Annotated in this window: 16 protein-coding genes; 10 read left to right on the top strand and 6 right to left on the bottom strand. The window is 64.0% G+C overall.

Annotated features, from left to right (window positions below):
• Positions 1 to 4 precede the first annotated feature (4 nt).
• The 4 genes from aceE (at position 5) to VA599_RS18685 (ending at position 6,742) form a co-directional block, all read left to right on the top strand.
• Positions 5 to 2,668 carry a pyruvate dehydrogenase (acetyl-transferring), homodimeric type gene (aceE, locus tag VA599_RS18700; protein ID WP_104945574.1) on the top strand — a complete coding sequence of 888 codons (2,664 nt, stop codon included), beginning with the start codon at positions 5 to 7 and terminating at the stop codon, positions 2,666 to 2,668.
• Positions 2,669 to 2,788: 120 nt separating this feature from the next.
• Positions 2,789 to 4,429 carry a dihydrolipoyllysine-residue acetyltransferase gene (aceF, locus tag VA599_RS18695; protein WP_346790012.1) on the top strand — a complete coding sequence of 547 codons (1,641 nt, stop codon included), beginning with the start codon at positions 2,789 to 2,791 and terminating at the stop codon, positions 4,427 to 4,429.
• A gap of 114 nt (positions 4,430 to 4,543) precedes the next feature.
• Entirely contained in the window at positions 4,544 to 6,343 is a 1,800-nt protein-coding gene (gene lpdA, locus VA599_RS18690; protein ID WP_346790010.1) for a dihydrolipoyl dehydrogenase, read from the top strand.
• A 201-nt stretch (positions 6,344 to 6,544) separates the two neighbouring features.
• Positions 6,545 to 6,742, top strand: a complete 198-nt coding sequence (locus VA599_RS18685) for a hypothetical protein (RefSeq protein ID WP_346790008.1) — start codon at positions 6,545 to 6,547, stop codon at positions 6,740 to 6,742.
• A 361-nt stretch (positions 6,743 to 7,103) separates the two neighbouring features.
• Here the strand turns inward: VA599_RS18685 and VA599_RS18680 are convergent, their stop codons facing one another.
• Both VA599_RS18680 and VA599_RS18675 read right to left on the bottom strand, forming a co-directional pair.
• Positions 7,104 to 8,069 (bottom strand): SDH family Clp fold serine proteinase, encoded by a 966-nt coding sequence (locus VA599_RS18680; protein ID WP_346790006.1) that lies wholly within the window; start codon positions 8,067 to 8,069, stop codon positions 7,104 to 7,106.
• Complete coding sequence (locus VA599_RS18675; protein WP_346790004.1) at positions 8,056 to 8,241, bottom strand: hypothetical protein; 186 nt, start codon at positions 8,239 to 8,241, stop codon at positions 8,056 to 8,058. Before VA599_RS18675 ends, VA599_RS18680 begins: the two co-directional genes overlap by 14 nt.
• Before the next feature lie 1,034 nt (positions 8,242 to 9,275).
• Between VA599_RS18675 and VA599_RS18670 the strand changes: the two genes are divergently transcribed.
• Together VA599_RS18670 and VA599_RS18665 are read left to right on the top strand one after the other, a co-directional pair.
• Entirely contained in the window at positions 9,276 to 9,944 is a 669-nt protein-coding gene (locus VA599_RS18670; RefSeq protein WP_346790002.1) for a BRO-N domain-containing protein, read from the top strand.
• Positions 9,945 to 10,039: 95 nt separating this feature from the next.
• Positions 10,040 to 10,603, top strand: a complete 564-nt coding sequence (locus VA599_RS18665) for an SMI1/KNR4 family protein (RefSeq protein ID WP_346790000.1) — start codon at positions 10,040 to 10,042, stop codon at positions 10,601 to 10,603.
• Positions 10,604 to 10,633: 30 nt separating this feature from the next.
• On the opposite strand, the gene VA599_RS18660 is transcribed toward VA599_RS18665, so the two are convergent.
• The gene (locus VA599_RS18660; protein WP_346789998.1) at positions 10,634 to 11,815 is read right to left on the bottom strand and encodes a GGDEF domain-containing protein; all 1,182 of its coding nucleotides are present in this window, start codon (positions 11,813 to 11,815) and stop codon (positions 10,634 to 10,636) included.
• A gap of 238 nt (positions 11,816 to 12,053) precedes the next feature.
• Between VA599_RS18660 and VA599_RS18655 the strand changes: the two genes are divergently transcribed.
• Complete coding sequence (locus VA599_RS18655; RefSeq protein ID WP_346789995.1) at positions 12,054 to 12,539, top strand: GNAT family N-acetyltransferase; 486 nt, start codon at positions 12,054 to 12,056, stop codon at positions 12,537 to 12,539.
• Here VA599_RS18655 and VA599_RS18650 read toward each other — a convergent pair.
• Positions 12,536 to 13,081: a DinB family protein gene (locus tag VA599_RS18650; RefSeq protein WP_346789993.1), complete on the bottom strand. Its 546-nt coding sequence runs from the start codon at positions 13,079 to 13,081 to the stop codon at positions 12,536 to 12,538. The two genes, VA599_RS18655 and VA599_RS18650, sit on opposite strands and share 4 nt — an antisense overlap.
• 62 nt (positions 13,082 to 13,143) lie before the next feature.
• Here VA599_RS18650 and VA599_RS18645 point away from each other — a divergent pair, with 62 nt between their 5' ends.
• Positions 13,144 to 13,785, top strand: a complete 642-nt coding sequence (locus tag VA599_RS18645; RefSeq protein WP_346789990.1) for a TetR/AcrR family transcriptional regulator — start codon at positions 13,144 to 13,146, stop codon at positions 13,783 to 13,785.
• Between the two features lie 32 nt (positions 13,786 to 13,817).
• Here VA599_RS18645 and VA599_RS18640 read toward each other — a convergent pair whose 3' ends face one another.
• Complete coding sequence (locus VA599_RS18640) at positions 13,818 to 14,825, bottom strand: MBL fold metallo-hydrolase (protein ID WP_346789988.1); 1,008 nt, start codon at positions 14,823 to 14,825, stop codon at positions 13,818 to 13,820.
• Between the two features lie 57 nt (positions 14,826 to 14,882).
• A complete protein-coding gene (locus VA599_RS18635) occupies positions 14,883 to 15,146 on the bottom strand; it encodes a hypothetical protein (RefSeq protein ID WP_346789986.1) in 264 nt (87 codons plus the stop codon).
• Here VA599_RS18635 and VA599_RS18630 point away from each other — a divergent pair.
• Positions 15,130 to 16,902 (top strand): autotransporter assembly complex protein TamA, encoded by a 1,773-nt coding sequence (locus VA599_RS18630; protein ID WP_346789984.1) that lies wholly within the window; start codon positions 15,130 to 15,132, stop codon positions 16,900 to 16,902. The genes VA599_RS18635 and VA599_RS18630 overlap by 17 nt on opposite strands.
• A 4-nt stretch (positions 16,903 to 16,906) precedes the next feature.
• The gene (locus VA599_RS18625) at positions 16,907 to 20,722 is read left to right on the top strand and encodes a translocation/assembly module TamB domain-containing protein (RefSeq protein WP_346789981.1); all 3,816 of its coding nucleotides are present in this window, start codon (positions 16,907 to 16,909) and stop codon (positions 20,720 to 20,722) included.
• Positions 20,723 to 20,760 lie beyond the last annotated feature (38 nt).

The following is a 20,760-nucleotide window of genomic DNA, read 5'->3' as shown; positions in this document are numbered from 1 at the left end:
AGAGATGGCTGCAACTTTCCCTGACGATATCGATCCGTTGGAAACCCAGGAGTGGACTGAAGCGCTGGAATCGGTGCTGGACAACGAAGGCGCGGAACGCGCCCACTTCCTGCTGGAGACCATGGTCGAGCGCACGCGCCGCCGCGGTGCCCACCTGCCGTTCGACGCCACTACCGCTTACCAGAACACCATCCCCGTCGGCAAGGAAGCCAAGTCGCCGGGCAATCACGAGATGGAGCACCGCATCCGCTCGATCAACCGCTGGAACGCCGCCGCCATGGTGCTGCGCGCCGGCAAGAAGGATCTGGAGCTGGGCGGCCACATCGCGTCCTTCCAGTCCTCCGCCACCTTGTACGACGTCGGTTTCAACCATTTCTGGCGCGCCCAGAATGAAAACCAGGACGGCGACCTGATCTACTTCCAGGGCCACATCGCTCCGGGCGTGTATTCCCGCGCCTTCATGGAGGGCCGCCTCTCCGCCGACCAGATGGACAACTTCCGCCAGGAAGTGGATGGCAAGGGCCTGTCTTCCTATCCGCACCCGTGGCTGATGAAGGACTTCTGGCAGTTCCCGACCGTATCGATGGGCCTGGGCCCGCTGATGGCCATCTACCAAGCCCGCTTCCTGAAGTACCTGGAAAGCCGCGGCCTGGCCAAGACCATGGGCCGCAAGGTGTGGTGCTTCTGCGGCGACGGCGAGATGGACGAGCCGGAATCGCTGGGCGCGATCGCCATGGCCGCCCGCGAAGGCCTGGACAATCTGGTGTTCGTGATCAACTGCAACCTGCAGCGCCTGGACGGTCCGGTGCGCGGCAACGGCAAGATCATCCAGGAACTGGAAGGCGACTTCCGCGGTTCCGGCTGGAACGTGTTGAAAGTGATCTGGGGCTCCCGTTGGGACCCGCTCTTGGCCATGGACACCAAGGGCCTGCTGAAGAAGCGCATGGACGAGTGCGTGGACGGCGACTACCAGACCTTCAAGTCCAAGGACGGCGGCTATGTTCGCGAGCACTTCTTCGGCAAGTATCCGGAGCTGCGCGAAATGGTGGCCAACATGTCCGACGAAGAGATCTGGAATCTCAATCGCGGCGGCCATGACCCGCACAAGGTGTACGCGGCCTACCACGAGGCCAGCTACAACGCCAACGGCCGTCCGACCGTGATCCTGGCCAAGACCATCAAGGGTTACGGCATGGGCGCGTCCGGCGAAGCCAAGAACATCGCCCACCAGGCCAAGAAGATGGACCTGGACAGTCTGCGCAACTTCCGCGACCGCTTCGGCATCCCGGTGTCCGACGCCGATCTGCCGAACGTGCCGTACTACCTGCCGGCCGAAGACAGCCCGGAAATGAAGTACATGCGCGAACGCCGCGCGGCGCTGGGCGGCTATCTGCCGGCCCGCAACCCGGTCAACCACCCGCTGGCGGTGCCGGAACTGTCCGCCTTCGACGCGCAGCTGCAAGCGTCGGGCGACCGCGAGTTCTCCACCACGATGGCCTTCGTCCGCATGCTGGGCACCATCATGAAGGACAAGAACGTCGGCAAGCGCGTGGTGCCGATCGTGCCGGACGAGTCCCGCACCTTCGGCATGGAAGGCATGTTCCGCCAGTACGGCATCTGGTCCACCCAGGGTCAGAACTACGTGCCGCAGGACCATGACCAGCTGATGTTCTACAAGGAATCCAAGGACGGCCAGATCCTGCAGGAAGGCATCAACGAGCCGGGCGCGATGGCCGACTGGATCGCCGCGGCGACCAGCTACGCCAACAGCAGCCAGCCGATGATTCCGTTCTACATCTACTACTCGATGTTCGGCTTCCAGCGCATCGGCGACCTGGCCTGGGCGGCTGGCGACATGCGCGCCCGCGGCTTCCTCTTGGGCGGCACCGCCGGCCGCACCACGCTGAACGGCGAAGGCCTGCAGCACGAAGACGGCCACAGCCACATCCAGGCCGGCCTGATCCCGAACTGCATCAGCTACGATCCGACCTTCGCCTACGAGCTGGCCGTGATCGTGCAAGACGGCATGCGCCGCATGTACGCCGAGCAGGAAGACGTCTTCTACTACCTGACCCTGATGAACGAAAACTACGTTCACCCGGCGATGCCGGCAGGCGCGGAAGAGGGCATTCTGAAGGGCATGTACCTGCTGCAGGACGGCGGCGACGCCAAGGTCAAGGTGCAACTGATGGGCTCCGGCACCATCCTGCGCGAAGTGATGGCCGCGGCCGACCTGCTGAAGGCTGATTTCGGCATCGGCGCCGACATCTGGAGCGTGACCTCCTTCAACCAGCTGCGCCGCGACGGCATGGAAGCCGAGCGCCACAACCTGCTGAACCCGACCGCCGAGGCCCGTTCCTCCTACGTCGAGCAGCAGCTGGCCGGCCGCAACGGCCCGGTGATCGCCGCGACCGACTACATCCGCAACTATGCCGACCAGATCCGCGCCTACGTGCCGGGCCGCTTCGTCGTGCTGGGCACCGACGGCTTCGGCCGCTCGGACAGCCGCGCCAACCTGCGCTCCTTCTTCGAGGTGGATCGCTACCACGTGGCGCTGGCGGCTCTGTCCGCTCTGGCCCGCGACGGCAAGATCGAAGGCGCCAAGGTGGCCGAGGCCATCGCCAAGTACGGCATCAAGACCGACAAGCTGCCGAGCTGGAAGGTGTAATCGCAGGGCGGAAGCCCCGGCCTTGGCCGGGGGCTTCCGCCTTTGCACGGCAAGCGAATCTGTAGCGGATATCCGGCGGCAAGCCCCGAGAGGGGCTTCCGCCCTACGAATGGAAAGCTCATGAGCAATCTGATCGAACTGAAAGTGCCCGACATCGGCGGTCACAGCAACGTAGACATCATCGAAGTATTCATCGCCCCGGGCCAGACCGTGTCCGTGGACGATTCCCTGATCACCCTGGAAACCGACAAGGCCACCATGGAAGTGCCGGCGGAAGCCGCCGGCGTGGTCAAGGAAGTGAAGGCCGTCGTGGGCGGCAAGATTTCCGAAGGCGACGTGATCGCCATCATCGAAGTGGGTGCCGCCGCGTCGGCTCCGGCCCCGGCAGCAGCCGCGCCGGCACCCGCTGCCGCTCCGGCCGCAGCCCCGGCGCCGGTCGCCGCCGCTCCCGCAGCAGCGCCCGCCGCGTCTGGCCGCAGCGAAATCCGCGTGCCTGATATCGGCGGCCATAACGGCGTCGATGTGATCGAAGTGACGGTCAAAGTGGGCGACCAAATCGCCGTCGACGACAGCCTGATCACGCTGGAGACCGACAAGGCCACCATGGAAGTGCCGGCCACCGCCGCCGGCAAGGTGGTGGAAGTGAAGATCAAGGTGGGCGACAAGGTCAGCGAAGGCGACCTGATCGTCGTGGTGGAAGGCGCTGTCGCCGCTTCCGCCCCGGCCGCCGCTGCGCCGGCTCCGGCAGTAGCCCCGGCCGCTCCGGCCCCGGTTGCAGCCGCGCCGGTAGTGGCTCCGGTAGCCGCCGCCGTGTCCGCCGCCATCGACGAAATCGCCTTCTCCAAGGCCCACGCCGGCCCGTCCGTGCGCCGTCTGGCGCGCGAACTGGGCGTGGACCTGGGCAAGGTGAAGGGCAACGGCCGCAAGGGCCGCGTCACCGAAGACGACGTCAAGGCCTTCGTCAAGGGCGTGATGCAGAACCCGGCTGCGCTGGCCCCGGCCGCCGCGCCGGCCGGCTCCGGCGCGGGTCTGGACCTGCTGCCGTGGCCGAAGGTGGACTTCGCCAAGTTCGGCCCGATCGAAACCAAGCCGCTGTCGCGCATTCAGAAGATTTCCGGCGCCAACCTGTCGCGCAACTGGGTGATGATCCCGCACGTCACGTTCAACGACGAGTGCGACATCACCGAGCTGGAAGACTTCCGCAAGACCGTGGGCAAGGAATGGGAAAAGTCCGGCCTGAAGATCAGCCCGCTGGCCTTCATCATCAAGGCCGCCGCCGAAGCGCTGAAGGCCTTCCCGAACTTCAACAGCTCGCTGGACGGCGACAACCTAGTGCTGAAGCAGTACTACCACATCGGTTTCGCCGCCGACACGCCTAACGGCCTGGTAGTGCCGGTGATCAAGGACGCAGACAAGAAGGGCCTGCGCCAGATCGCCCAGGAACTGACCGACCTGTCCAAGCTGGCCCGCGAAGGCAAGCTGAAGCCGACCGACATGCAAGGCGCGACCTTCACCATCTCGTCCCTGGGCGGCATCGGCGGCACCAGCTTCACGCCTATCGTGAACGCGCCGGAAGTGGCCATCCTCGGCGTCTGCAAATCGCAGATCAAGCCGGTGTGGAACGGCAAGGAGTTCGCGCCGCGCCTGATGTGCCCGCTGTCCCTGTCCTTCGATCACCGCGTGATCGACGGCGCGGCCGCCGCGCGCTTCACCGTGCACCTGGGCAAGCTGCTGACCGACGTGCGCCGTCTGATCCTGTAATCGGGCGTCCGTAGGGCGGGATCGCGGCGCTGGCGCCGCATCCCGCCGTTCCATATTTCCGGTGGGTGGCCGCTAAGGCGGCGAACCCGTCCTACATGGATTGAATGGATCACCATGAGCAATCTGATCGAATTGAAAGTCCCGGACATCGGCGGCCACAGCAACGTGGACGTGATCGAAGTGTTCGTCAAACCGGGCGACGTGATTGAAAAAGAAGCCAGCCTGATCACGCTGGAAACCGACAAAGCCACCATGGAAGTGCCGGCCGAAGCCGCCGGCACCGTCAAGGAAGTGCGCGTCGCCGTGGGCGGCAAAGTGTCCGAAGGCGACGTGGTCGTCATCCTGGAAGCCGCTGGCGCAGCCGCCGCGGCTCCGGCCGCCCCGAAGCCGGTGGAAACCACCGGCGTCGCCTCCGCCACCACCCAGGCCGGCTTCGCGCCGCAGGCCGCTCCGGTCGCCGCTACTCATAGCGGCGGCGCGGACGTGGAATGCGACGTGATGGTGCTGGGCGGCGGCCCCGGCGGTTACTCCGCCGCCTTCCGCGCGGCCGACCTGGGCCTGAAAGTGGTCATCGTCGAGCGTTACGCCACCCTGGGCGGCGTGTGCCTGAACGTGGGCTGCATCCCGTCCAAGGCGCTGCTGCACAACGCCGCGGTGATCGACGAAGTGAGCCACCTGGCCGCCAACGGCATCAAGTTCGGCAAGCCGGAAGTGGACATCGACATGCTGCGCGGCTACAAGGAAAAGGTCATCGCCAAGCTGACCGGCGGCCTGGGCGGCATGGCCAAGGCGCGCAAGGTGGAGATCGTGCGCGGCAACGGCCACTTCATCGACCCGCACCACATCGAAGTCTCGGTGACCACCGGCCAGGGCCGCGAAGAGTCGGGCGAGAAGAAGATCGTCAAGTTCAAGAACGCCATCATCGCCGCCGGTTCCCGCGTGGTGAAGCTGCCGTTCATCCCGAACGACCCGCGCGTGGTGGATTCCACCGGCGCGCTGGAGCTGAAGGGCGTCGCCAACCGCATGCTGATCATCGGCGGCGGCATCATCGGCCTGGAAATGGGCACCGTCTACTCCACGCTGGGCGCGCGCCTGGACGTGGTTGAAATGCTGGACGGCCTGATGCAGGGCGCCGACCGCGACCTGGTCAAGGTATGGCAGAAGTGGAACGCCCACCGCTTCGACAACATCATGCTGAACACCAAGACCGTGGCCGTGGAGCCGAAGGAAGACGGCGTGTGGGTGACCTTCGAGGGCGAGCAGGCCCCGAAAGAACCGCAACGCTACGACCTGGTGCTGTACGCGACCGGCCGCGCGCCGAACGGCAAGCTGATCGGCGCGGAAAACGCCGGCATCGCCGTGACCGACCGCGGCTTCATCCAGGTGGACAAGCAGCAGCGCACCAACGTGCCGCACATCTACGCCATCGGCGACATCGTCGGCCAGCCGATGCTGGCGCACAAGGGCGTGCATGAAGGCCACGTGGCGGCGGAAAACTGCGCCGGCCAGAAAGCCTACTTCGACGCCCGCGTGATTCCGGGCGTGGCCTACACCGATCCGGAAGTGGCCTGGGTGGGCGTGACCGAAGACGAAGCCAAGAAGCAAGGCCTGAAGATCGAGAAGGGCGTGTTCCCGTGGGCCGCCTCCGGCCGCGCCATCGCCAACGGCCGCGACGAAGGCTTCACCAAGCTGATCTTCGACGCGGAAAGCCACCAGATCATCGGCGGCGGCATTGTGGGCCCGCACGCCGGCGACATGATCGGCGAGGTGTGCCTGGCGATCGAGATGGGTTGCGACGCGACCGACATCGGCAAGACCATTCACCCGCACCCGACGATGGGCGAGTCCATCGGCATGGCGGCGGAAGTGGCGCACGGCACCTGCACGGACCTGCCGCCGCAACGCAAGAAGTAAGGTTTGATCGGCGGTTGATTGATCGCCATCAGATGGAGAAAGGGCAAGCCTGGCGGCTTGCCCTTTTTGTTTTGGCCGGGTGATATGATAAATGTATTTCGTAGGGCGGAAGCCCGCGAAGCGGGCGTTCCGCCATTTCCAAGCCCTCTTTGCTGGAGCTTTCTGGAGGACGCCGGGCGCTGAACTTCATCAGGAGTGGGCATGCGTAATCATGTATTGGCAGCGGGGCTGGCTATCGCCATCGCGGTTGTCGGTTTGTATCTCGTCATCGTCGGGCTGGCCTATCTGCAACCCTATCTGTTCCAGGTAAAGCCGCTGTATATGGTCATTTTCTCGACTACGGTTGTCGCGGTTTCGAGCTTGCTGGTGATCCGCCGCCGATTGCGAAAGAGCGGGTAGGGTGCGTCACCCCGTAGGGGCGACGCACCGATTATGTTATTGCGGCTTTGTGTCCGCTTCGCGGACGATGGATTTTGATGGCGGGGCTGCCCGCCGAGCAGGTCAGGGAGCTGTCTCGCCAGCTCCCCGACACCCCTAGGCGACCCCAACAGCGCGGCGAAACCCCGGCTCCAAAGCCATTTCCAAGGAGCCGCCGGAACTAGCGGGGCGCTTACGTCGCCCCGCGTCGGACAGTCGGCGGCTTAAAACCTTGGAAATAGCTTCGGAGCCGGCTTGCGCTGATGGGGAGTTGGGGCGCGTCGGTCCAGCTTTCCCTGTAGTGGTAGGTCATCTCTATTTTGTATTGGAAAAATAAGTGTAATTAGCTTGTTGGCCAAGCTGAATTCACTAGCGAAGACTGTGGTTGTGAAGGAGGTCCTACCGTTACATACAGGCCCTTGCCAAGATGGTTTTCTATGACTTTCAAACACCCAGTCGTTTGAAAGGTTGCCATCGTTGCGTGGAATACAGAAAGTACAGCCTCTTGTAGTTCTTGATCTGCTTCTAACGGGGTAACAATTAACCCTTTTTCTCTGGCTAAATCAATTCCAATAGGTCTCCCATGGGTGCGATGCTGGGAAAAGTCAGCTAACCACTTGGCAACTCTCTCCGCTTTGCCTTCATTATCATTTTGGAACATATACTGCCCAAGCCATGTTTTTACTTTCTCTTCGGCCTGCTGAATTAATTGCTGGCAAAAATTAAGATAACCAGCAGGAAGAGAAGAGAATCTTGGCGCCCAGGAATTAGACAAGACAGGATTCTGCATAATTTCAATCTTGGCATTATAAAAATCTTGCAGGATAGTATGGGCAGGCATGGCAGATTGTCCCCCGTTCGGCATATTTATCATAATTTGAGGGTCAATAGGACCTATGGCCGAGTGTTTCCCCATAACAATTTCATCTGCTGCACATGCCAACATTGTTGCTGCCGACATCGCATTCTGTGGAATAATAGCTCTTATGTGATTGTATTTCGCACGAAGATACTGAACTATTTGATCAGCGGCCTCACTGGAGCCTCCGGGGCTATGAATGATTAGATCAAGTTGCGTTCCCTTTAGCTTATGCAAACTTGTCATAAATCCTTGAATATCCTCTTGGTTTACCGAAAGGGCTGCAGATGGGACCAAAAAAGATCGTTGTATGTTGTAAGCGCTAAAATATATTACTGTGTCGCGATTTGTCTTCTTATGCAGTAGAGCGAGATATTTGCGCCTAATTTTATCTTGTCCTGCTATTTTTTGTAGATTTATCTCACTAGTTATTTTTTCACGAGTTGGCATCTGAATTATCTTCCAAATTTGTGACAGTAACTACATTTGCAGTTACTGTAGATGAATCACTATAATCAATAAGCAAGCAGTCCAGCAAAGCTGGCCTTTGAATATCGGTCGCCGCCTGCATCATTTTTTTCAGGTCCATATCCAAATCGAAATTTTCATCTTCAATTTTCATCACATCAATCTCCTATATGCAGTTCGGTTGTGTGTTCAATGCTGAAAATGACTTGGTCAATGATAATTTCATGGCCGTTTGACTTGTCGATGCCTACCACCTAGTTTATATAACTATACAATTCAGCACTATCTCCGAATTTCCACATCTAACAAGATCACCTGCATCGCTATACATGTCCACAATTCCCGGCATGCAACGGCATGATGGCGCGTGTTTGGCATGCTTATCGTTGGATAATAGTTCCCATAAAAACTATTTTTTTAAGATTCTTATAGGTACAAATACTTACCATCTAGGCATAAGCTTCAGAAGCAAGATAAGCACAGGATGGAATCCTGCGAGCAGTAACGTCATTTCCCAATTCTTTAAGACATAGGTGGTTCTCCACTGCGCAGCAGCTGCGCATATTGCTGAGCAGGCCACTAGGTGCGAGGCAACGCCTCGCCTCATAACGGAATGAGAAAGTAGGTAGCTCGTCAGTTTCTTGGGAACGGTATTCGGACAGGACACAGAACTATCAAGATTAACGGGGAGAAATGCTGGCTATGCAGTCTCCTCGGCTAGCCACTGGTAGAAGGCTGGCAGAACAACATTGTTCGAAGAGCGCCCTGGCATTAGGTTTAGCTTCGTTGTTCCAACGACGCCCCACTGATAGAATTTGCTTCGGTGCTCAACACACCTGACACACTAGCGGTAGCCTCGCCCGACAGACGGGGTTTTTTGCGTCCATAGGTTTCCTAGCCGCGCCTTGCTCTTGGCGCGTCTACTGCTTATGGCCGGGTAGCGCGTCTGTCGAAAAATAGCCCGCAAGGGCTAAGGCAACGGGCCGTCTAGTGTCGGTGTTGAAGTACCTGGCCGCCCCTCTCAACAGGGGGCGCAATTCAACGAAACACTAGGAGCTTCATCATGGATGCTCGTTTTGTTGTATCTGTCTTTCTTCATGGCTCTCCGCATTCCCACTCCTTGCATTGCCGCCGAGCTTTGCGCCTGAACGCTGCGCATGGCATCCACGCAAGTCAGGAGGCCTAGCCATGAACCACCACATACCCCTCGACGTAAACGCGCCCCTCCGCCTCGACTACGCCAAAGGCTTCCCCCTGCGCGTCATCCGCCGCGAGGAGGGCTTCTGGTTTGTCGCCGCCGAAATCGCCGCCGCGATGAAGCAGGAGGTGGAAGACCTGCTGCCGCTACTGGAGCAGCCCGCCGGCCGCTTGCTGCTGTTGGCCGGTGAGGACGAGCCGGTGCTGTGCCTGTCCGAAGGCGAGCTCGATGAAGTTGTCCGGCGGGTGAAGAAGCCCGGCGCAAGACGGCTGCGGCGCTGGTGGCAGGAGGAGACGCGGCCGGCTTTGCTGCATGAGGGCGGGGTGGCTTCCACGGTGGAGAGCCTGCATCTGGCGCTGGCCCTTGCCGCCGAGGCGGCGCAGCAGGTGGGCAGGGCGGTGATGGAGGCGGTGCTGCGCGGCCCTGGACCTTGGCAGCATTCGCGTTGGGTGGTGGCGCTGGATTATGAACGCCACAACAAACAGCGCTGGCCGCATGGCAAGCTGATCGGCCTCAGCAGCTCCGTCGCCACGCTGGAGGGCTTGGCCGAGCTGATCGCCGAGCCGGGCCGGATGCCGGTCAACAATGGCGACCTGGTCAAATTGGCCGCCGCCTGCCACTTGCGTCTGGCGGAACGGATGGGGCGGATTGCAGGCTGATGGCAAAGCGGGTTTGATGGCGAGGGGCGGTCCGATGGCCGCCCCTTCTTCTTGGGCGTGCGATGATTTCCGGATGGCGGAAAGAAAGGTTGAACATGGATGAGTTGTGGCGGCAGTTCGAGGCATGGCTGGCCGAGCATTGGCCAGATGGGCTGGCGAGCTTGAATCCGCCGGCCAGTGACGCGCAAATCGCCGAGCTGGAGCGGCAATTGGGTGCGACGCTGCCGGCCGATTATGTGGCCTGCCTGAAGATTCATGACGGGCAGGGCGGCGGCGACTTCCTGTTCGACGGGATGGAATTCCTGTCTTGCGGGGAGGTGTACCGGCAGTGGCGCGTCTGGAAGGAGTTGTTGGACGACGGCGTTTTCGCTGGCGAAACATCGGAGCCGGAAGCGGGCATCAAGAACGACTGGTGGAATCCGCGCTGGATTCCCTTTACCCACAACGGCGGCGGCGATCATCTGTGTCTGGATTTGGACCCGGTGGAGTTTGGCACGCTTGGGCAGGTGATCACGATGTGGCATGAAACCGGCGACCGCGAGCGGGTGGCGGCGGGGTTTGACGCGTATTTCGCTGATTTTGTGTCCGGCGCGCTGGATGGCCGCTACGCGTATTCGGAGGAGTATGGCGGCTTGGTGGACGCGGCGGACGTGGCGTGACAGTTCTGTTGTCGCTGCCTATTTCCCATCCTACCCACGCGTCGGCGGCTCCGCGCTCTCCACCCGGTCGCGGCCGCCGTTCTTGGCCAGATACAGCGCCTTGTCCGCCCGCGCCAGCGTGCTGTGTATCCGCTCGCCTTCCATCCACAGGGTGACGCCGACGGAGAAGGTCTGGTTGTCCGGCAGATTGCCGCGCAGCGAGTCGATGCGGATGACGGCCTGGGGCAGGTCGCAGTCCATCAGCGCCAGCACGAATTCCTCGCCGCCGAAGCGGGCGAACAGGTCCGATTGCCGCATCCGCGACTTGATCAGTACCGCCACCTCGCGCAGCAGCCGGTCGCCTTCGGGGTGGCCGTAGGTGTCGTTGAATTGCTTGAAATGGTCCAGATCGAACAGCGCCACCGCGATGGGTTGGTTGTAGCGCCTGGCGGTGGCCAGCATCATTTCTATCTGGATGTCCCAGGTGCGGCGGTTGGGCAGCTGGGTCAGCTCGTCGGTGCCGGCCAGCGCTTCCAGCTTTTCCATCAGGCCGCGCATCTGTCCCAGCCATTTGTGCAGCAGCCGCACCAGCAGGATGGCCATCGCGCTGGCGACGATCCACATCACCAGCATGATCCAGCGGGCGACGATGCCGTAGGAGTTGGACTGCGCCACTTTTCTCATCAGGTCCAGCGTGATGGAGACGGCCAGCGCGTTGGTGTTCTGCGAGATGTGGTTGAAGATCTGGATTTCCTCGCCCATCACTAGCGTGGATGCTTTGTCGCGCAAGGCGGGCGTGTGGGAGCGGTACATCGCGATGATGTCTCGATCCCGCTCCATGAAGGCGTTGAAATCCCGCTGCACGCTGTCCAGCAGGCTGCGTTGATCGGCGGCCAGCGGCATGTCGCGCAGGGATTGGATGTCGCGGCGGAAATTGTCTGCCGAGCGCAGGAATTCCGACCGGGAGATGGCGTTGTCGCGGTTGGCGCCGTCCACGTTGCGCACGATGTCGAAGGCGTAGCCGGTTTGCCAGCCGTTCAGGTCGGCGGCGTCGAACTTTACTTCCATCGCCGCCTGGGCGATCGAGATGTATTCGACGATTTCCGTTCGGCCTTTTTCCTGCAGTTTTTCAATATAAAACGACAACACCGGCAGCAGGCCCATGCACAGCAGGATGGGAGCGGCCACCATGATGGCCTTCAGCATGATGCCTTTGTCGCTTCTGTCGAACATGGTCGCCTCACCAGGATTCTGAGGGTTGATCGCAAGCGCGGCGAGCGGAGCGACCCTGCTTCAAGATAGATGGTTTTTGTACGAACAAATACGTAGTCGCTGCGGAGACGGGTTGTTTTAAGCGGAAATATCAATGGCATAATGCGGTTTTGGCCGAGGCTTCCGTATCCATCCATCCATCTGCTGCCAGCCGCGGAGCGGGAGGCCGGCCGACGATCGCTACAGAAAGGCGTGCCGCATGCAGATCCGACAGATTCAATCCAGCGATTTCGCGTTCATTTCCTCGGTGATGGACGATTGGTGGGGAGGGCGCCAGGTGAGGCATCTGCTGCACCGCATGTTCTTCGACCATTTCTCCGGCACCGGTTTTGCCGCGCTTGAGAGGGAGGAGATCGTCGGCTTCCTGGTGGGCTTCCAGTCCCAGTCGCGGCCGGAGATCGCCTACATCCACTTTGTCGGCGTGTCGCCGGCGGCCCGCGGCCAGGAGATCGGGCGCAGCCTGTACCGCCGTTTCTTCGCGGCGGCGCGCGAGCGGGGATGCTTGGAGGCGCAAGCCATCACCTCGCCGGGCAATGCGGCGTCCATCGCGTTTCACCGGCGGATGGGCTTCGCGCTGTTAGAGGGCGATGGCGTGGAGGACGGCGTGCCGGTTATGCTCGATTACAGCGGCCCCGGCCAGCACCGCATGCGCTTCCGCCTGCCGCTGGCGCAGGCTGTTTTCTAAGCGGTTGGCAGCGCTTCTCCCTGCAACCGGCGGACGGGTTCCGTCCGGTGCAGATGCACCGCGTAGGTGTCCCAGGGCAGTTCGACGCCCAGCGCGTGGCGCGCGGCGGCCTGGGTCAGCAGCCGTCCGGCTTCGCCGCGGTGGTAGCCGCCGTGGGTGATGATATGAGTCAGCATTTCCTCGCGCGTCATGTAGCCGTTGTCGCCATCGGTGAAGGAGAACGGTATCGATTGCGCGAGCTCCGCCGGCGCGGCGCCGGCTGCGTAGTCCAGATACCAGCGGTCCAGCGCCGCCATTTCCCGCAGCAGCGTTTCCGGCTCCGGGGTGTCCGGCGTGTTGTCGGCGGCGAAACCATGGGGGATGCCTTGCAGATGGGCGGCGAAGATCCGGTTCACCACCAGGCAGTGATTCATCAGCCGCAGCGCCAGGCGGCGCTCCTCGGCGTGGCGCTCGGGATCGAGTCCGGCGATGGCCGTCAGCATCTCCTCGTCGGCCCATGCCTGGTAGCGGAACATCCGCGTCAATAGTCGGTTCGCGCTCATGGTGCCGGCCTCCCCATTCATGCTATCTAGACATGATTGAATTGTTTTCCGAGGAGGCAGGCGTGTCCACTCGCATTCCCGGGCCGGCGGCGGCGATGCGCAAGGCCCCGCGCCAGGCGCGTTCCCGCGCGATGGTGGACGCGATCGTCGAAGCCGGCGCTCGCGTTCTGGACGCCCGCGGCTGGGCCGGCCTCACCACCAACGAGGTGGCGGGCGTCGCCGGGGTCAGCATCGGCTCGTTGTATCAATACTTTCCCGACAAGACCGCGCTGGTCGACGCCATCCGCTGCCGCCACTTCGAGGCGGTGTTGGCGGTGCTGCGCCGCGCCGTCGATGGCCAGGCCGCGCCGGCATGTCTGGCCGAGGCGCTGGTGGACGGGATGATCGCCATCCACCGCGATTTTCCGGCCTTGCACCGGGTCTTGCTCGATCTGCCGAATCCCTATGCCGGCGAGGCGGCGCACCGGGCGTTCCAGGACGAATATCTGCGGCTGTACGGCGTCATCGTTGCCAGGCATCGCGGACCGGATGACGCGGACGGCGTCGCCGCCCACCTGCTGTCGTCGGCGATCGAGGGCGTGATCCACAACGCCGCGCGGCGCGGCCTGCTGGCCTTGCCTGGCCTGAGGCGCGAGCTGCTGGGCTTGGTCTGCGCCTACCTGAGCGCTGAGGCCATCCCCGCCGGGCGTTCTGCGACTGCTTGAGATTGGCGTCTGCCGCTCGGGCGGCGGCATGCTCAGCGAGGGGATTCGGCAAGCGGCAATCGCTCCGCCGGCAGCCAGGCGAAGCGTCCGCCGTCGTCGCGCAGGCGGCCGATGCCGGGGAAGGGAGCGTGTGCGGCGGCGATCCAGTCGTGGCCGGCGGCGATGCGGGCGAAGGCCTGCCGCCGGGTGGCCGCCGCTTGTCCGCCGTCGGTGTCGAAGCTGGCATAGATTTCTGGCTGGGCCGATTGGGCGGCCAGGTTGTGGATCATGTCGCCCACCGCCCACAAAGTTTCGCCATGGCTGCTGACCTTCACGCCCGTGTGGCCTGCGGTGTGGCCCGGCAGCGGCACGGCGGTGACGCCGGGCGCGATCTCTGCCTGGCCATCAAAGGTATGCCAGCGTCCCGCCGCGCGGTAAGTCGCGGAGACGGTTTTCACGATGCCGTGCAGTTTGCGCTTGGCCGGGTCCGTCGACCGGGCCATTTCCGCGCTGGTCCAGAGCGCGAAATCGGCCGAGTGGCTGTAGATGGCGGCGTTGGGAAAGGCCGGTTGGCCGTCTGGGCGGAGCAGGCCGCCGATATGGTCGGCATGCAGGTGGGTGAGGATGATCTTGCCGACCTGTTCGGGCTGGTAGCCGGCTGCGCGCAGATTATCCAGCAGCGAGCCATCGCCTTCGCCATAGAAGCGCCCGGCGCCGGTATCGATCAGCACCAGTTCCCGGCCGGTGTGGATCAGGAAGGCGTTGTCGGAAACCGGAAACGCGGACAGAGGGTTGCCGCCGGCATCGAGCAGCGTCTGGATCTGGCCGGGGGCGGCGCCTTGCAGCACGGATGTCGGTAGTTGCAGGCTCTTGTCGAACAGGGTGGTGACGGTGAAGTCCCCAAGCTGCATCCGGAAGAAGCCGGGGGCCTGATTGCGTAGCTGGACGGGTTCGGAGGAGGCGGGTGGTTCCGCCGCCTGGGCGAAAGAGAGTAATTGCAGGCCGGCGAACAGCGCGGCGGCAAGGGCTCGAATGGGAAGGGCGGACAACGATGGTTTCATGGCGGTCGCTTCATTCAGATTGGTGTGAAATACCAAAATACATATTCAATGTTCTGACTAATTTTTATATTTCAATGTGCTTTTATGAAAAGAGGGTGAGGGCAAGGGGGATTGGGTTGGGTGTTGATGGGGAAAATATTCGCGGATGCGGCGTTTTCCCGGTTTGATGCCTTGCGCATGGACAAGCCCGGAGTGAACTTGAGTGGGGCGAACATGGTCAGATACCCCTTGTTTGACAATCGTTTGCCGGTCGCCAGCCCCGCTGACTTCCGTTACCATGCGACATCCCCTTTTGAATCGAACCATGCCACGTTTTTCCATTCTCCCTCCGCGCTTTTTCGCCTGCCGCCCTGGCCGGCTGTTGGCGCTGGCCGCCTGTCTGGCGGTGGCGCAGGCGCAGGCCGGCATTGAATACAGCGTGGAAATCGACGCGCCGTCCGATCTGGCGCAATTGCTGCGCGACAACCTGGATCTGATGGAAAACCAGAAAGATCCGGATGTCGACCAGAGTTGGCTGGAGGCGTTGGTGAAGAGCACGCCGGACGAGGCGAAGAAGCTGCTGGAGACCGAAGGCTATTTCGGCGCCAAAGTGGATACGACGCTGGAGAGCGGCAACCGGGTGCGGGTCAAGGTCAGCCTTGGCGAGCCGGTGCTGATCGACGACGTCACCATTCGGCTGGACGGCGACATCCGCCAGCAAAGCGACTATCAGCAGCGTCTGGCCCAGGTGCTGGAAGCCTGGACGCTGCCGATGGGCGCGCCTTACCGCCAGGCGGACTGGGATGCCGGCAAGCGCGCGGTGCTGCGCCGGCTGCAGGCCGACCGCTTTCCCCGAGCGCGCATCGTGTCCAGCGAAGCCAGGATCGATCCCGCCACCCGCCGCGCCACGCTGGAGGTGAAGCTGGACAGCGGCCCGCTGATCGCTTTCGGCAAGATCACCGTCAACGGCATCAAGCGCTATCCGGAAAAAGTGGCGCTGGGCATGGCCGACTTCAATCCCGGCTCGCCGTACAGCCAGGACAAGGTGCTGGCTTACCAGTCGGCGCTGGAGCAGGATCCGCATTTCTCGTCGGTGATCGTCAGCGCCGATTTCGACCACATCGCCGACAACCGCGTGCCGGTGACGGTGGACGTGGTGGAGATGCCGCGGCAGAAGGTGGAGCTCGGCCTCACTTACGATTCGGTCGAAGGGCCCGGCGTGCGGGTCGGTTACGACCATTACAACATCTTCCGCCGCGGCTACACCGGCTCGCTGCTGCTGGACTGGAAGCGCGATCAACAGGCGGTCAGCTTCGGCCTGGGCTTCCCGCGCCAGTCCGACGGCTATTCCCATTCCATCACCAGCTCGTTCAAGTCGGAAACCGTGCAGGGCCTGAAGACCAACACGGTGGACGCCGGCGTGTGGCGCATCCGCAGCCGCGGCAATATCGAGGCGCGGATGGGGGTGGAGTTCCTGAAGGAAAGCGCCGAAGCCGGCGGCGAGCTGACCAGCGACACCCATGTCACCCAGCTGGTGTACGGCTGGACCCAGCGTTCGGTGGACGATCTGATGCGGCCGCGCAGCGGCTATCTGCTGGATGGCCGGTTGTCGGGCTCGGTGGGCCAGTTCGGCTCCACCGCCTCGATGGTGCGCGCCTACGGCCGCGCGGTCGGCTATTGGTCGCCGTTCCCCAAGTACGGCACTCTGGTTGTCCGGGCTGAGCTGGGCCAGGTGTGGGCGCGCGACGGCGCCCAGGTGCCGTCCACGCTGCTGTTCCGCGCCGGCGGCGCCAACAGCGTGCGCGGCTACGATTACCAGAGCCTGGGCCTGTCCGGCCCCAATGGCTCGGTGCTGGGCGGCCGGGTGGTGGCCACCGGCAGCCTCGAATACCAGATTCCGATCAAGCCGGACTGGTACCTGGCGCTGTTCACCGACGCCGGCAACGCCGCCGACAGCTGGAAGGGCTTCCAGCCCGAGCACGCCAACGGCGTGGGCGTGCGCTGGATGAGCCCGGTGGCGCCGCTGTCCTTCGACATCGCCAAGGCTGAGCGCGACGGCAAGATCCGTTGGAACCTCAGCCTGGGCCTGGCCTTCTGATCCCATGAGCGACAAGCAGACACCCCAAACCGAGGCGCCGGAGCAGGCGCCCACTCCTCCACGGCGGCCGCGCCGCTGGCGCGCCTTTTTCGGCGCGCTGGCGCTGATGTTCGCGCTGCTGCTGGCCTTGCTGGGTTGGATCAGCGCCAGCCCGGCCGGCTTCGCCTGGGCCTTGCAGGGCGCCAGCCGCCTCAGCGGCGGCCTGTTCAGCGTCGGCGCGGTGGACGGCGCGCTGTGGCAGGGCTTCGCGCTGCGCGACATCCGTGTGCGCAGCGCCGGCGACGATGTGGACATCGAATCGCTGAAGCTGGACTGGCATCCGCTGGAGCTGTGGCGCGGCAAGCTGGACATCGACCGGCTGGCGCTGGGCCACGTGCGGGTGCTGAGCCGGGCCAAGCCGGAAGAAAAGCCGGCGCCGCTGCAGGCGCCGCAATCGCTGGCGCTGCCGCTCAAGGTCCGCGTCGGCGAGCTGTCGCTGGCCAGCCTGACGCTGGAGCCGGCCCATGTCAGCCTGTACCGGCTGCAGGCCGGCTACGACTACGACGGCGCCCGCCATCGTCTGAAATTGAAGCGGCTGGACACGCCGTGGGGCGGCATCGACGCCGGCCTGGAGCTGGCCGCCGCTTCGCCGTTCGCCTTGTCCGGTCAGCTGGCCGCGCGCGGCGAGCTGGAGCAAGTAGCGGTGAAGGCTAGGCTGGACCTGTCCGGCGATCTGCTCAAGCCGGCCTTCTCCGGCCAGATGGACGGCAAGGGCGTCAGCGTGGAACTGTCCGGCGCGCTGCGGCCGTTCGACACGAATCCCTTTAACCGGCTGGCGCGGTTGGATGCCCGCGTCGGCAACATCAATCCGCAATCGCTGCTGCCGTCCTGGCCCAAGGGCCGGCTCAGCTTCGCGGTGTTCGCCGAGCCGGACGCCGGCCAGCGGGTCAAGGGCGGCCTGACGCTGATCAATACCGAGCCGGGCGCGTTGTCGGCGCAGAAGCTGCCGTTGTCGCTGCTGGTCGGCGAATTCCGTGCCGACGAGAAGGCGCTGGAGCTGTACAACAGCCATGTCGAGGCGGCCGGCGGCCGGGTGGACCTGTCGGGCGAATTCAAGCCGGGCGCGATCAAGCTGGCGGCCGATCTGAGCAAGGTGTCGCTGCACCAGCTGCACGAAGCCGCGCCGGACGAGACCATAGGCGGCCGCGTCACGGTGGAAGGCGCGCCGGCCGAGCCGCGCGTCGCCGCCCAGCTGAAAGGCGGCCAGCTGCGCGCCGACGCGCTGCTGGAGCTGGCCGGCGGCAAGCAGCCGGCGTTGCTGTTGAAGAAATTGGAGCTGGGTGCCGGCGGCGGCGCGATCAGCGTGAATGGCAAGCTGGGCTTGTCCGGCCGCCAGTTGTTCGAACTGAACGGCGCGCTCAGCCGCGCCGACCCGTCCAGGCTGCAGCCCAAGCTGCCCAAGGGCGATCTGAACGCGACATTGAAGATGGCCGGCCAGCTGGCTGAGCCGATGGAAGTCGGCGCCAAGCTGCAGTTCGCGCCCAGCAAGCTGTCCGGCGCGCCGTTGTCCGGCAGCGCCAACGTGCTGCTGGACCAGCGCCGCCTCAAGCAATTGCTGATGGATATCCGCCTGGCGGACAACCGGCTGCAGGCCAACGGCAGCTACGGCGTGGCCGGCGACAAGCTGAAACTGGCGATCAACGCGCCCAATCTGTCCCTGCTGGGGCCCGGCTTCGCCGGCACCATACAAGGGCAGGGCGAATTGGCCGGCGTGCCCAAGGCGCCGCTGCTCAACGCCAAGCTGCAGGCCGACCGGCTGAAGCTGCCGGGCGGCGTGGCGCTGCAATCGCTGCAGTTCGCCGGCAATATCAAGGCCGACCAGGCGAGCCCCTTCCAGCTCAGCCTGGACGTGGCGGCGCTGCAGGCCGGCACGCTGCGCGCCGAGCAGCTGCATGCCCGCGCGTCGGGCACCCGAGCCCGCCACGGCCTGCAACTGGACGGGCGCTTCCGCGAGGGCGATCTGAATTACGGCTTGCAGTTGGCGGCCAGCGGCGGCTTGACCGCGGCCGGCGGCTGGCAGGGCAGCGTGCAGAAGCTGGATCTGGCCGGCAAGCCTAGCCTCAGTCTGCTGGCGCCGGCTTCGCTCTTCGTCGGCGGCGACGGCCAGGTGAAGCTGGGCGCCGCGCGGCTGGCTTTGCTGGGTGGAAGCCTCACCCTGGCCGACTTCACCCGCCAGGCCAACGGCGCGCTCAGCAGCCACGGCAGCGCGCGCGGCATTAAATTGGCCGAGCTGGGCCCGCTGTTGAAGCTGCCGGTGGAGCAGAACCTGCAGTTCGACGCCGACTGGGGGCTGGCGCCGTCCGGACAGGGGCAGCTGGCGGTATGGCGCAGCGGCGGCGACGTGCAGCTGCCGCAAGGCAAGGGCCGGCCGGTGCCGCTGGGCCTGAAGACCGCGCGGGTGGATCTGGATCTGGACGGCCGCCGGCTGGCGTTCAAGCTCAACCTGGACAGCCGCTTCGCCCAGGCGCAGGGCCAGGGCAGCCTGCCTTGGAATGGCGGCCACATCGATGGCCGCACGCCGGTGTCCGGCACTTTGCGGGCCAGTCTGCCGGCTTTGTCGACGCTGGCCGAGTTGTCCGGCCCCGGTCTGGAGTTGGGCGGGCAGTTGCAAGCCAGCCTGGATTTGAGCGGCCCGCTGGCCGCGCCGCAGGCCTTGGGCCAGATCCGCGGCGACCAGCTGAAATTCGCCGATCGCCGCACCGGCATCGCGCTGGCCGACGGCAATCTGCTGGCCCGCATCGATGGCCGCAAGCTGACCTTGCAGCAGCTGCGCTTCGTCAGCGGCAAGGGCGACGTCACCGCCAGCGGCACGCTGGATCTCAGCGACGATCTGCCCGACGCGCGGGTCAAGGTGGCGCTGCAGCGCTTCAGCGTGTTCGACCGGCCGGGCCGCCGGCTGGTGGTGTCCGGCCAGAGCGAGCTGGCTTTCGTCGGCGGCAAGCTGTCGCTGAGCGGTCGCATCCGCGCAGACCAAGGCCGCATCGGCTTGCCCAAACTGGGCGCGCCGGACCTGAGCGGCGATGTGGTGGTGGTGGGCAGGCCGCCGGCGGAGCCGTCCGCCTTCGCCACCATGCCGCTGACGGTGGCGCTGGACCTGGATCTGGGCGACCGCTTCCGCTTCACCGGCCAGGGGCTGGACGTGGAGCTGTCCGGCATGGTCCATGTCAGCGCCAACCCAGGCGAGGCTCCGGCGGCCAAGGGCCAGGTCAAGGTGGTCAAGGGGCGCTACAAGGCCTATGGCCAGGATCTGGACATCACCTTCGGCGCCATCACCTTCAACGGTCCGCTGGACAACCCGCTGCTCAACGTCCAGGCCAAGCGCCGGCTGTCGCCGGTGGGTGCGGGCGTGGAAGTCAGCGGGTCGGTGGCGATGCCTAAGGTGAGGCTGATCAGCGACGAGCCGATGGCGGAGAAGGACAGGCTGGCCTGGCTGGTGCTGGGCCGTCCCGCCAGCGGCGACCGCGACAACAACGATCTGGCCGCGTCCGCCGGCATGATGCTGGCGGGCTCGATCAACGACCGCATCGGCCTGTTCGACGATCTGGGCGTGTCCAGCCGCAAGGAGAAGACGCTGGCCAACGGCACGGTCAGTCCGGCCGAGCAAGTGGTGACCGTGGGCCGCCAGCTGACGCGCGAGCTCTATCTGGGCTACGAGTACGGCATCAGCAGCGCCGACCAGGCGGTGAAGCTGGCCTATCAGCTGTCCAAGGGCTGGTCGGTGATTCTGCGCGCGGGTACGGCGATGTCGGCGGAGTCGCGCTATACGCTGCGATTCGATTGAGCCGCGGCGGAGATGACCGGCATGGGGTGCGGTTTGCG

This window comes from Chromobacterium indicum (assembly GCF_039708975.1).
Lineage (GTDB): Bacteria > Pseudomonadota > Gammaproteobacteria > Burkholderiales > Chromobacteriaceae > Chromobacterium > Chromobacterium piscinae.
Note: the sequence above shows the minus strand (reverse complement) of the source record. Positions and strands in the feature narration are given on the sequence as shown.